Genomic DNA, 13,734 nt, shown 5'->3' on the forward strand with positions numbered 1-13,734 from the left:
CAGAATGATCAAATCTTCCGTCCGGTGTTGATTACGTTAACGCCGTTGAAACGCGTTGTCGGGCAACCGTGCGAAACGGCACTAACCTGCGAAGGCTGGCCTTTGCCGTCGAAGAACGACCCAAACGTCCGGTAATCGTCCTTGTCGCAGAGCTGGGCACACGAGTTCCAGAACTCCTGCGTGTTCGACTGGTAAGCCACATCTTCGAGCATACCGGCGATCTCACCGTTTTTGATTTCGTAGAACAACTGACCGCCAAACTGGAAGTTATAGCGCTGCTGATCAATTGAATAGGAGCCACGACCAATGATATAGATACCTTTTTCAACACCTTTGATCATGTCGGTTACGCTGCGTTTTTCCGTACCCGGCTGTAGCGAGACGTTCGGCATCCGCTGGAACTGCACCGAATTCCAGTTGTCGGCGTAGCAGCAGCCGTGCGATTCTTTTTCGCCCAGGATGCTCACCTGATCACGGATCGCCTGATAGTTTACCAGCACGCCGTCTTTAATCAGATCCCATTTTTTACAAGGCACACCTTCATCATCATACCCAACCGTACCGAGCGTATAAGGCTGCGTTTTGTCGGCTACGATATTGACCAGTTTACTGCCGTAGTTGAAGCTTTTGGTTTTCCACTTATCGAGAGTCGCGAAGCTTGTACCGGCGTAATTGGCCTCGTAGCCCAGTACACGGTCAAGTTCCAGCGGGTGACCAACCGACTCGTGGATGGTCAGGCCAAGGTGGTTGGGGTCAAGTACCAGATCGTACTTACCGGCCTGCACACTTTTGGCATTCATTTTTTCCTTTGCCTGCTTAGCAGCCAGAATGGCGTCCTCGACCATGTCGTAGGAATTCCGGTAGCCGACCAGACCGTTCGGTGCCGGAATCTTTTCCGAAGCCAGGCCATCCAGATACTCGTAGCCCATGCCCATCGGTGAGCTCAGGGCGTCGCGGGTTTTGAATTTACCGGCCTGCCGGTCAACGGCCGTCACGGTAAACGTCGGCCAGATCCGGTGGATATCCTGATCGATATAGGACCCGTCGGTGGAGGCAAAATATTTCTGCTCGTTAACAAAGAAGAGGTTCGAGGTCACGAAGCCCGCCCCGTTTTTCATGGCCTCACCGTTGACGTTCATCAACAGGTTAATTTTTTCCTGAATCGGGATTTCGAAGGCGTTCTTTTTAATCGGTGTTTTCCAGCTTACCTCGCCAACGCCCTTTTGCGGGGCCAGCTGAACCGGTTCTTTCTGGATTTTAGCGTTAGCCTTGGCAATGGCTACGGCCGTTTCGGCGGCTTTGGCGATGCCTTCTGTGGTCACATCGCTCGTTGACGCAAATCCCCAGGTCCCGTTGGCAATTACCCGGATACCGACACCATACGATTCGGCATTTACGATATTCTGCACGCGTGTTTCGCGGGTAAACAGGTATTGCTGCAAATAGCGGCCAATCCGGACGTCGGTATAGGTAGCGCCTTTGCTTTTTGCGGCGTTCAGGGCGATGTCGGCCATCTTCTTTTTAAAAGCCACATCCGCACCCGGTTCCAGCAGTTTTTCCAGCGAAACAGCATTGCCCAGCACAGGAACCGATGACGCCATCAGGGCGCCAAAACCCATACCCGACAAGTGCATAAAGTCTCTTCTCTTCATTGACTGTTGACGATTTGGTAAACTCAGTTAGTTTATTCAGTAGAAAATTTGGCAAAAAACGTCTTGAAATTGGCTCTTTTTGCACATATTCTCAATGAAATCGTCAAAAATGTTTAGAATAACAACAAATAGCAAAACATTTGTGATGAACGGAGAACTCCCGTTAACGTTACTATTGCGCTGATAATGTATCCATAAAGTCTATTTTCCCTTTCAGTTCAGCTGCTTTCAGCTGGTTGTACCGATCAATAATCATGAGCTGTGCCATGGGCTCGCGCAGATTCAGCTGGTGGGCCCGCGCAAATTCGTCAAGCGTCGGCTGATAGTCGGCCAGGAGCGGTTCAATGTCGCGGTAATAATTGAACAGGTTACGGAATACCTTGCCGTCGTACACAAAATAATCGAAGTGATCGCGGTCGCCGGCAAAATCCTGCTGGTTTGCGACATTGCCCGGCCGATTCGGACGGATGTACAAAAGGCCGTGCTTTTTCTGCAAACGCCGGAATACCGGATAATGACCCGTCAGGTGGTTTTCCAGAAAAACCAGCCGGTCCGGATGGCGTGATTTATGGCCCAGCGCCTTTGCCGGTACCGGAAACGCGCCAAACACCCGTGCCGATTTCGTTGACGTTGCCCAGGTAAAGGTCTGTACCTGCGCCGGTGAAAAGGCGCGGATGCGGTCGTCATTCATCCGTACCTGCACAACATCTCCGTCCCAGTTAAAACTGATCAGGCCAGCCAGCGTCTGATTCGATGCCAGCGTAATTTTTCCCTCGTACCATCCTTTGTCCTGCGCTCCGGTGATTGTTGCCAGTAAACACAGGCCTAATAAGATTCCATAAGTAAAGACATTTTTCATACGCTTCAGGTTGTTGATTTTTGTGTTTTACCGGTATTTTATTGCCACTAACCCATTGGTCAAAATAGTATGATCAGGGTTAGAACCGATAGTCAACAACCAAGATACTCTAAAGTCAATCACTTGGTTTGCAGTGCATTAACAGCTAACTTTTCAGTACAATTTTTATTTTGTAGGCATTCAATGAGTTTGTATAACTTTTACGGTAATGCCTTTTATTTTCTGGTACAAAATCTATATCAAACGGGCAAAATGCCAGGTCTGGACGGGTACTTATTTTTTTTATCGTTTTTGCAGATTCTTTGGATAATACAAAACGCCACAGGATATCCTGTGGCGTTTTGCGCATTGAACGATATAAATTAAATGGCTATAGACGTTTGATCCCTACGGGATCTTGTCTGTGGTCTCGTTTTGTGACGAGATGTGGGCTTACCGGACTTTTACGCGGCTGCCGGTTGAATGGGCCGTGAATTCAGGGGCGTAAAAGCATTGTACGGTGGCTACACCCGCCGAGAAATCACCGGTGATCGATACCCGCAGTTCGTACTCGAATACGTGTGTACCTTTGTTGAGGTACGAGATAAAGAAATCGGTGCTGGCATCGCGCGGCGCTTCGTAATAGCCTAGTCCGTTCTGAAATTTGTAGCCCGATAAGGCCGATACCGGCTCAAAACCGGCCGCACGGCTGTCTTTCAGGTGAACATACTCCATATCGCGGTCGGTAGCCAGTACCACCCGGACCTTAATCAGGTCGCCGGGCTTCAGGCTGGTGTTCGGATCGACCGGTGAAATAACCGGACCGGCCGGCGAATCGCGCTGGATGTACAGTGTTTTCTGCACACTCAGGCCGGTGCTGCCGGCTACTACCTTGTCGAGCGGCTCGAAGTGCTGCCAGTACATGGCGCCGAATGCCGGGCCGTTGCCTTTTTTCTGCACCTCAATCCGACCCATTGCCGGTTGAATCTCGCCCGGGCCGAACGTGGCTTTCTGGTAACCGGTCAGTGCTTCTGTTTTATCCACCCGACTGGCCAGTGCAATGCCGCCGACGTTTACAACGACCGTGTTCGACGGATTTGTCCAGTCGTTGGTACGCAGCAGCAGGGCATAAACCGCCTCAGTCGTGGCCTTTGTTGATGGCCAGGCCTGGGTCTGTTTCTGGCGCAGTAACCATTTGCACAGGTTGTCGAGCTGCTTTTTATCCGCGCCCATATCGTCGAAGGCTTCGATCAGCAGTGCCTGCGTTTCGATAGGAGCCTGATACCAGCGGAGGCCGGATGTATTTTCGGCCCAGTACATGCCCATCTCCGGATCATTTGTCGCCCGCTCACGCAGCGACGCCATGATTGTTGCGGCCGTTTTTTTATCGCCCAGACGGTTGAGCGTAATCATCGACATGGCCTGACCTTGCAGGCTTTCGTTCAGCCATTTCTCGACCACTTTCGGTTTGAAATACGTCAACAGCTCGGCCGGAATCGGGCGTTGCAGGTAAAAACTGCGGGCATAGAGGTACTGCAGCGCCGAATAGCCAATCCAGGCATTTTTTGCCTTCTCCCGGCTGACCCAGTCCTTCATCTGGGTATCGACATACTTAATGGCATTGTCCATCATGTTGTCTACCTCCGGCTGAAGGTCGCCCGGGAAACGGACACCCAGTTTGGCCAGATGACCGAAACCTGCCACAATGTGCATGGTGATAGTCGGATTGGCTTCCATACCACCAAACCAGCGGAAGCCTCCTTCGGCCGTTTGCAGCGCACTGAGTTTTTCAAGCGCCTGTTGCTGTTCGTTGGCCAGGCGGTTAACGTCGAAGAACTGGGCCAGACGTGCCTGCCGGTCTTTCTGGCTTTTGGCATCCCGCAACCAGGGCGTATTTTCCAGTAACAGCGCTTTCAGTTCGGCATTGGCTTCGAGCGGATTGTTGACCGGATCCGTTTTCCAGCGCTCAATGGCCTGCCGGAATACCGGTTTCTGGTCCAGAATATACGCCGCCAGACTGTTGGCATACAACCGGCTGAACAACTGCTCCGAGCATTCATACGGGTACTCCATCAGGTACGGAATGCTTTGCAGCGCCGACCAGACCGGATTTGCCGAGACCTCGACTGTCAGACGTTCGTGCCGCACGGGCATTTCAGGATTCAGTTTGGCCAGGGCATCCAGCGTAAAGGTCCGTTTCTCATTACCATCCACCCAGAACGGCAGCGCATCGGTCACCAGCATCCGGTTCGGCAGTACCGGAATTGTCTGCTCTTCGCCGTCGCTGAATGAGCCCGACTGCGCCGTCAGGCGGTACGTAACGGCCTCAATGCCCGAAGGCACCACCAGTACCCAACCCAGTGCCGTACTTTGCTGCGGCGCGGTGGTGAAGGTCTGCGTGGTTTGTTTCAGTAGCTTATCAGTAATGATGTCGCCGGTCAGGGCATTGATCAGATCAAGGCGCGCCGTCCCCGACAGACCTTTTTCGGTCAGGTTATTAATCCGCGCGGCCAGCCGCAAGGTATCGCCTTCGCGCAGGAAACGGGGCGAGTTGGCGATGATCATCAGCTCCTTCTGCGTGACTACTTCTTTCTCCAGCGTCCCGACCAACATGTCTTTTGTATGCGCAAACGCCAGTAACCGCCAGCGCGTCAGGGCTTCCGGCATCGTAAACTTCAGCAGAATCCGGCCTTCCTTGTCGGTCTGAAGCTGTGGGAAGAAAAACGCCGTTTCGGAGAAATTGCGGCGGATCGACGGCGTAGCTGGCTTAGCAGCACCGGTTCCTTCACTCGTCTCTTCCAGAGAAGATTTTCCCCGAATCCGGATAGGGGTCCCATCACTTACATCAGCACTCATAGCAGCTTCCGCAGCCGGGGCAGCGGCCATCCGTACAGCGGCACCGGTCATTTCTGATTTTCGCTGTGCACCGTAACTAACTACCACGACTTCATTAAGTGCCTTACCATCAGGCTTTAATGTTATTGTTTGCGGTGCCTTACTTACAGTAGTCCTCACTGGAATGAAACCAATCATCCGGACCATCAACGCAGGCTTTTTATCTTTTGACGTAAGGCTGAACCGGCCATCTGCTCCGGTAACGGTCCCGTGGTTTGTTCCTTCCAACGTAATGGTAACACCTGGCACCGGCTGCCCGTCACTGTCAAGCGCCAGGCCGCTAATCGTGTTCTTTTTACGGTTAATGGTTAACTGTATGTCGCCGTCAGCAATGGCCATTCTATTATTGGATGGACGATATTGGAACGGACGGGAGAAATTACCGGTAAATGCAAAGTTGCCCCAGGTCAGGAACGGGTAGTAATGCTGCGCGGTCGGAGGCAGGCTCTGGTTTCTCCAGAAGGGTACCCAGGCCATGTGTGTACCGAACGACTGCGAGTGCCAGCCCTGGCTGAAGTCATCGGTACTGGCATAAAAAGACGTCGGCCAGTTCAAGGGCGCAAAGGCATCCAGTGACGCATCGTAGAGAGTAGCCACCATTTCGGCAGCAATGCGGTCTTTCTGCGTGCCACTCACCCGCAGTGTCCACTCTTCCGGCTGTCCCGGTTTCAGCTTATCGCGGAAGGTCAGCGTTTCGATTTTCAGCTCTTTGTTATCGGCCGGTATCCGGATATTCTGCGTCTGGGTATATAACCGGCCGAAACGGACGGTAGCAAAATGTACAACAAAACCGCGGCGGTATTTGGCAGTCTGATGGCGCGGCAGCACCGGCAGCTCAATCCGCTTCGGACTGTCGCCGATCTGTATCCATTCTTCCCGCGCTGTTTTACCCTGCTCTTCAACCGTCATCAGCACCCAGCCGTTAGCGGGCTGACTGCCTATCCAGAACACGGCGTTTTGCCCAACCGGCACTTCGGCTTTCTCAACCCGCACAAAATTTTCGGTCCGGACCGACAAATCCGGTTTTTCCGGATTCAGTACCGAGAAATAAGCCGTCTTCGTGGCTTTCGCGCCCGTTTTAGCATCGGTAGCCAGCAGTTCGGCCATGTATTCGCCTGAGGCGTAGCCTTTGGCCAGCGTAACTGACCCCGGATTGCTGATGCGGGCGACTTCCTGCTTCGGCCAGTTTACGATGTCGTCTTCGTCGTCATAGATGTCGTGCGGAAACTGTTGCTCGTATTCGGCACGGCTCAGCAGCTGGTAGTCCGGTTTTTCCCAAAGCCGCTTACGCAGTGCGCGCGCCGGCGGGGTTAGCCGGTAAATGACGAGCTCACTTTGTACCTGCACCGGCTTGTTAGCCGTGTTGGTAATCTTTACCTCAACCGGCTGTCCCGACCGGTTATCGATCTGGGCCGGTATCGGCAGCGTCAGTTCCAGACCCGAATAGCTGACCCGTACCGTTTGCGAGGTGCTGCGGGTTTCGCCGTTCCGGTCGGTCACGTCGAAGGTCACGTCAAATTCAAACACCGGATTGCTTTTCACGTCGACCGACAAGTCGGGGGCGGCCGTGAAGGTAATGCTGGTTTCACCTTTGGCATTCGTAGTCGCAACGCCGCTGGCAATCTCGGCCGCATTAGCGTTTACCGGCCGTGGCCGCCACCAGCCCCATTCCCACCACGGCTGATACAGCTTACGGGTCACCCGATACCGCACCGATGCTCCGTCGAGAACGGCTCCGGCAAAGGTTTTGGCATTGGCACTGACCGAAACAGGTTGCCCCAGCCGGAATGTACCTTCCACCGGCGGCGAGGTCACCTCAAAGGTCGGGCGTTTGTATTCTTCGACCCGGATCTGGGTTGAGCCAATTTCAGCCTCAATGGTCATCAAACCGGTCAGCTTACCGGCTGTAGCGATAAAACTGCCCTGGAAAGTCCCGAAGTCATTCGTTTTGAGCGTCGTTTTAGACACCTGCTCGCCGTTAGCATCCAGTAGCACCACCTCAACAGCCTCATTCGGTACTACTTTGTAGTTGTTATTAGCCCCATTGAAAAACAGGCCCTTAAAATAGATTGTTTGCCCGGGCCGGTAAATAGCCCGATCGGTAAACAGGCGGATTTCTTTGAGTTCGATATCGCCCTGATTTTCAGTAGGTTGGTGGTTATTGCTATAAAACTGTTCGGTATTGAGGGTATCATTGCCCTGAATCAGCCGGAAATAGTATTGGCCCACCGGCAGCGTTTTGCGAATGGCAATCCGGCCGCCGGCCTGATTCAGGCTGGCCGTATTGGCCTTATCAACCGCCCACATACCCTGCTGTACTTGATGATACAACACCGCCGTCACATCCTTTTGCGGTTCACCCGTTTGCCGGTTCACCACGTATAGCTGGTAGTCCTGTCGGTCATATTCGTTATCGGTCAGATAACTCAGATTAGAGACCACAAGGTCAGCAAACCGGATTTCGTCGGTTTCGGCCGAGAACTTGTCCGAAGAGCTTGCCACCATCCTGTAATGCCCGACCGGCAGCGCTCCCAGCGGAATTTCGATGGTATGCCGCTGCAAATCGCCGTCGTCGGTCAGATTGGCCTGCCCCACAGCAACCGCTTTGGTTTTGGCCAGTGTGGCAATACGTTTTGCCAGGTCGGCTTCCGTCGAAGACTGCTGATTGTAGACCGGCGACAGAACCGGTACACGGTAAATCCGGTAATAAAGCTTATTTACATTCTGATAGCCAATCAGCGCACGGAACGGCTTCAGGGGTTCTACAACGCCCTCGATCGTTATATCCAGCTGCTTGCTGCTCAGACGGGCCAGCAGGTTGCGGGCATTCTGACCGGGTACCGTTTCCGGATACTGCCGGATCAGCTCCCGGCAGATCTCAGCGGCCTGTTTTTTATCCCACTTGTCTGATTTGTCGCCCGGGGCAGTACTATTCTCAACGCCGCGCCGGAGCGGGCGTACCGGCGGATTGGCGTCGGCCAGCAGTTCGGCCAATGCAAACAGGTAGTCGCCTTCGGCGGGTTTACCGGCATGCCGCTTGCCTTCTGCCTGCAATACCTGCTTGTAGCGCTCTTCTTTATCCGGCAGCACGCTGTACTGCTGGACAAATTTCAGCCGCAAGACATCAACATCCGACAGCGCCGACGGATCGGTATCGTTCAGATGGAAGCGGATTAGTTTCTGATACGTTTCCAGCGCCAGAAAACGCCCCGACAGCGAATCCTGGCTTTGCAGGTTCAGCCGCGCAAACGTCTGCGGATTGCTCAGGTAGTTTGCCTGATCCAGTTCAAACCGGAACACCGGCCGCTGGATATCAGCTTCGGTATTCTGAAAAAAGGAGATCGCCCGGTGCGCCATTACATCAAACAGCGTCGGCCGGAGCGGGGTAGAGGCCTTGTAGGGTTCCGCTTTTTCGTACGATAAAATCACTGCGCTGTAGGAGGTTACCGGCGTTTGCTGCAACAAGCTTGCGTTCCGGATCGACGCCAGATAGGCCTGTGTGGTCGCCGCCACCAGTTGTTTGGCATCCCAGGTATCTACCGCCAGCTCAACAGACTTGCCCGGCGCCACTGCCGTGCGGTTCATCAGTTTCCAGCGGTTCTGCTGATAGTACTGCCAATAAATTTCGCCCAGCACTGACGACAGTACCGACCGTGCCGGTTCAGGTACCTCCTTTACATCGGTCTGTAACGAACTGATGAGGGAGAGATACGCTTTATTGCTGTCCAGAAACGAGTTGTATATGCCCCGCTGCATGGCGGCTTTGATCAGCTCCGGATAATTGGCATCGGCTTTTGCCTGTGCATAAATCCGGTTCGCAACGTCAAATGCCGAGCGGTATAAGCCCTTGACTGCCAGCGAGTCGGCCTGCTTCCAGCCGGCCTGATAAGGCGTTGTCATGTTCTTTTTTTGAGCCTGTGCGGACATGCCGATCAACACAAGCCAACAGATGGTGAGTAGTTTATGCATAGTCTTAAGACGCGGTTTGCGTGCCGATGGTTGTAACAGAGATGCTTTTTCCGGTTTGATTCCTCAGCCCTGTCGTATCAACCTGGTAAGATTTGACTAAATTGACTACAAAACAGACAATTTTCCGCCGGAAACGTTTAATAGGTTATTTTACGTAAGCATTAATTTTATGAAATACATCCTGGTAGCCTCTGCATTGCTGGCTGGGTGGTTTACAGCTAATGCCCAGACCGCCCGGGAAGATCTGTTATCGGTCAGCAGCCAGAACCCTCACTACTTCACCTACAAAGGAAAACCCACGCTGATCATCGGCTCCGGTGAACACTACGGCGCGGTCATCAACGCCGATTTCGACTATAAGACCTACCTCCGGACCCTCAGCCAGGACGGCCTGAACGTTACCCGGTTATTTCCCGGCGCCTATTTTGAAGTGCCCGGGGCGTTTGGTATTGAAAAAAATACACTGGCTCCGAAACCGGAAAAACTCATGTTGCCCTGGGCCCGCTCCGATCAGCCGGGCTATGTGCTGGGTGGCATGAACGGGGCCGACCGCAAATTTGACCTGAGTAAGTGGAACGATGCCTATTTCGAGCGCCTGACCGATTTTATGCGGGAGGCTGAAAAAAATAACGTCATCGTAGAAATCACGCTTTTCTCGTCGTACTACGGTGCAGGATGGGCACACGCTCCGTTCAACCGGCAAAACAACATCAACGGTACCGAAAGTATAGAAGCGTTTAACGCCAACACACCGTTCAACGGCAACATCCTTACATTTCAGGAGCAGTATGTCCGCAAGCTGGTGCGTGAACTGAACCGTTTTCCGAACCTGTATTTCGAAATTCAGAACGAGCCGTGGGCCGATCAGAAAGATACGGTGCTGGTCCTGAACGAATATTTCCCGAAAAGTGAAGTAAAGGACAATGCCTGGAAAGCCACCCTCGAAGTCGTAGCCGAACGGGCTAACGACTGGCAGCGGCGCGTGGCCGGATGGGTTAAGGACGAGGAATCGACACTGCCGAATCAGCATATTATTTCGCAGAATATCAGCAACTTCCATTATCCGGTTTCGGATCCGGATCCGACCGTTTCGCTGTTTACCTTTCACTATGCGTTTCCGCAGGCGGTGACGGAAAACTATCACCTGGGCAAACCCGTCGGCTTCAACGAAACCGGTTTTGCCGGCAGCCGCGATAATACCTATCGCCGGCAGGCATGGCGGTTTATACTGGCAGGCGGTGCGCTGTTCAACCACCTCGACTATTCGTTTTCGGTGGGGGCCGAAACCGGTACCGATACGACCTATAAAGCACCCGGCGGCGGCAGTGTGGGCCTGCGCAAACAACTTGGCCTGCTGAAACAATACATGGAACAGCTCGATCTGGTCCGGCTGCGGCCGACGCCTGCATGTGTGGTGGCCTCGCCGGGCGCACAGGCATGGGGTATGCACAACGGCCGCTCGCAGTGGGTGATTTACACCGAACCCCTTGCTGTCCGGAAATCCGAGCTGATCCTGGAATTACCGCGTGGCAGTTACCGCGCCGACTGGACCGATGTCGAAACCGGCGAGCTGGTGAAAAGTGAGACGTTTTCCGTAGCGGGACGCCAAAAGAAACTACAGAATGACGTCATGCGTGACCTGGTTATCAAGATCATCCGCCAATAACGAAGAAAGCCACTCCTCATGCCGGGAGTGGCTTTAAAAAATCATTTTCTTAACCTAAACTAAAACCCTACTACATAAGAGCTCTATTGTCTTGCCTGCACCCGCAGGCCTATAGCTTAGAGCATCGAGATTTTGCGGGCAGGTTGCTGCGTCGCTGTTTTCAGCTCAACCTGTTTTTTAATGCTGCCGTCTTTCGATGCTACTTCCAGTTCGTATTTGCCGTCGGTCAGTTCGCTCATGTCGAACTGTACGGAAACCTTCATATCTTTTTTGCTGATTTGCTTCGAGTATACTATCTGCTGCGTGTTATCACGCACAGTCATAGTCAGTACTTCCGGCGTTGTTTTCTCAACCGCCATCCGTACTTTGTTTTGTGTTGTTACGTAAACGCTGGCGTCAAATGACAGGGTTTTGGCAGGAATTGTTGCTCCGCCTTCGCCCATCAGGCTGGCAGCGCTTAACATGATGCCTGTTACGATACCTTTTGATTTTGCAGCTAATCCGATTTGTGAGATGAAAGTTAACATGGTCGTTCGTCGTTTATTGTTGTTGTTTACTTGTTTCTTACGTTGTTCAGTATTTGTTGTTATTCACTGTTGCTAATAGATATGCCAACAACGTGCCAACAATATGGCACACCATGCCATATACTGATAATCAATACGTTAAGAAACAACGACGTAAAACTACCTGTACGAAGCCGGACATTTTCTGTTCGGAAACGAACAAACCGTACACATATCCGCACTAACTCCGGACAGTCAGCCGCAGGCCGGTTGCCAGAAATACGGCATTCGGGATCGCAGGAAATAGCGCAGGAAGGATCGCCGCCAGCCAGTCGGGTTCGGCCGGTAAGTGGACCATAACCGTTTTCCGGCGGATACCGGCAAAGGGCATCAGCAGCATAGCCGCCGGTGTAACGGGCTGAAGGATGCGGCGTATTTGTTCGCCAAAACCCGGCATCGGCTTCGGACATAAGCTTTGTATACACGACGAAACTGCATTTCCGCTCCCGGCCAGCGTTTGGCCGACGCAGATGACTAACGGGCAGGGCTCCTCATCGGCAAGGAGCAAAAGCAGGTTCTCGAGACCCGTAACATTGTCCTGCCGGATGGTGTATTCACTTATCCGGCAACCCTCAGCGAGCTTTGGCGCTACAAACCCGGTCAGCACAGCGGCGGCGGTTGTATTATCTATGTAAATAAGGGCAATCTGTAAAGGCGATTCCATGCTTCTTGTTTACTGAGTCACAGGTTATAAATGACTAGTTTAGTCGCCAAATCTAAAACTTTCCGGGGCACGGGGAGTTATTACTTTATTAATCTATTTGATCTATCGTTATGAAGAACATACTCATTATTGCCGCTCTTGTGCTGGCATTTACGGCTTGCGCGCCAAAGGTGGCAGTCGATAAGGCAAACGTCAATTTCAGTAAGTACCGCACCTTTGCCTGGATGGATTCGGATGTAAAAGCCGGTCAGAATCCGCTTTACTATAACGATCTGGCCAGTCAGAACGTTGAAAATGCGGTTAATAAGGTATTGAATGATAAAGGCCTGGCTAAGGCTAACCGCCGGCCTGATTTATTGATCGGCTATCACTTCTTTGTGGAGGAGAAGACCCGCACTGTAGCCAATAATACCGGCGCGCTGTACGGACCTTACTATGGCTGGGGGCGTTGGGGCTGGTCCGGCTGGGGTCCGTCGTGGTGGGGCTGGGGTGGTCCGCAATACACCCAGGAGCAATATCAGGCCGGTACCTTGGTCGTTGATATGGTCGATGCCCGAACCAAACAACTGGTTTGGCGGGGTTCTATTCAGGATGCCGTCAGCAATCCGGCACGGATCGGTGAACAGCTGACCCGCCAGGTCAAAGACATTGTCGAGAAATTTCCTGACCGCAGCAACAGTTAATGAAAAAGGGAGCGTCTGCTCCCTTTTTTTAGGCTAGTTGGCCGTTACAAAGCCGTACATCAAATCGGCGACAAACTGGTTACCGGTGTCGTTGAGGTGCACGCGGTCAGTGGTCAGGATACCTTGTTCCTTATTGCCTGGGTTGTTTTTCAGGTTATAGTCCAGAAACGCTTTCCGCAGATCGCAAAGGGGCAGATCGCGGCGTTTGGCCAGATCACGGATCAGCTGGCTGTACTGGTTCAGGTCGCCGTCCTGCTCGTTGGAGAAATCCGTTTTTTCGCCGATCACGGCCGGTGTACACAAAATTACTTTTGCATTTGCCGCCTGTAGTTTGGTAATCAGGGCTTCGTAGAACCCGACAAACTTATTCGCATCCGTGCCGGTTCCCGATGTGCGTTTGTGCCAGACATCGTTTACACCAATGTAGACAAAGACCACATCCGGCTGTTTCGCCAGTACGTCGCTTTCCATCCGCAGGTACAGGTCATATATTTTATTGCCGCCGATACCGGCGCCGATCAGCTCATAATCAGACCCTTTGCCTTTCTGAGTCAGCATGTCTGTCAGGCGGGTAATATACCCACCGGGCTTAACGGCTGCCTGCGTGATGGAGTCCCCGAAGAAAACGACCCGTTTCGGGCGATTAATAAAGGCAGCTGACATCATAACCAGCGCGACAAGCAAAGTGGCCAAACGCATTGGGCCGGTAAAACGATTCGTCGTCATTCGTGAAAAATAGGTATACGAGTTAGTTTTCTTCACAAAAGTAACCGGGTTAGTAAATACTACCGATTAGGGAAA

The 13,734-nt window shown here is 52.6% G+C and carries 8 protein-coding genes; 2 read left to right on the forward strand and 6 right to left on the reverse strand.

Translation table 11 applies throughout. The annotated features are described in order from the left end of the window. Positions 1–8: 8 nt before the first annotated feature. The 3 genes from AC23NW_RS00135 to AC23NW_RS00145 all read right to left on the reverse strand — a co-directional run bounded on the left by AC23NW_RS00135 (position 9) and on the right by AC23NW_RS00145 (position 9,354). On the reverse strand, positions 9–1,652 hold the full coding sequence (locus AC23NW_RS00135) for a TldD/PmbA family protein (protein ID WP_293834261.1): 1,644 nt from the start codon (positions 1,650–1,652) through the stop codon (positions 9–11). Between the two features lie 172 nt (positions 1,653–1,824). Then, positions 1,825–2,511 carry a hypothetical protein gene (locus AC23NW_RS00140; protein WP_487446905.1) on the reverse strand — a complete coding sequence of 229 codons (687 nt, stop codon included), beginning with the start codon at positions 2,509–2,511 and terminating at the stop codon, positions 1,825–1,827. Between the two features lie 432 nt (positions 2,512–2,943). After that, positions 2,944–9,354: an alpha-2-macroglobulin family protein gene (locus AC23NW_RS00145; RefSeq protein WP_487446907.1), complete on the reverse strand. Its 6,411-nt coding sequence runs from the start codon at positions 9,352–9,354 to the stop codon at positions 2,944–2,946. Between the two features lie 169 nt (positions 9,355–9,523). On the opposite strand from AC23NW_RS00145, the gene AC23NW_RS00150 reads away from it, so the two are divergent. Continuing rightward, positions 9,524–11,020 carry a hypothetical protein gene (locus AC23NW_RS00150; protein ID WP_487446909.1) on the forward strand — a complete coding sequence of 499 codons (1,497 nt, stop codon included), beginning with the start codon at positions 9,524–9,526 and terminating at the stop codon, positions 11,018–11,020. 116 nt (positions 11,021–11,136) lie between these two features. Here the strand turns inward: AC23NW_RS00150 and AC23NW_RS00155 are convergent, their stop codons facing one another. Both AC23NW_RS00155 and AC23NW_RS00160 read right to left on the reverse strand, forming a co-directional pair. Beyond that, a complete protein-coding gene (locus AC23NW_RS00155; protein WP_293834257.1) occupies positions 11,137–11,547 on the reverse strand; it encodes a DUF3244 domain-containing protein in 411 nt (136 codons plus the stop codon). Between the two features lie 220 nt (positions 11,548–11,767). Beyond that, the gene (locus AC23NW_RS00160; RefSeq protein WP_487446910.1) at positions 11,768–12,250 is read right to left on the reverse strand and encodes a molybdopterin-binding protein; all 483 of its coding nucleotides are present in this window, start codon (positions 12,248–12,250) and stop codon (positions 11,768–11,770) included. 110 nt (positions 12,251–12,360) lie between these two features. On the opposite strand from AC23NW_RS00160, the gene AC23NW_RS00165 reads away from it, so the two are divergent. Continuing rightward, positions 12,361–12,933, forward strand: a complete 573-nt coding sequence (locus AC23NW_RS00165; protein ID WP_487446912.1) for a DUF4136 domain-containing protein — start codon at positions 12,361–12,363, stop codon at positions 12,931–12,933. Between the two features lie 33 nt (positions 12,934–12,966). Here the strand turns inward: AC23NW_RS00165 and AC23NW_RS00170 are convergent, their stop codons facing one another. Continuing rightward, the gene (locus AC23NW_RS00170) at positions 12,967–13,632 is read right to left on the reverse strand and encodes an SGNH/GDSL hydrolase family protein (RefSeq protein ID WP_487447717.1); all 666 of its coding nucleotides are present in this window, start codon (positions 13,630–13,632) and stop codon (positions 12,967–12,969) included. Positions 13,633–13,734: the final 102 nt, after the last annotated feature.

It is taken from the genome of Arsenicibacter sp. R0_47 (assembly GCF_057652235.1).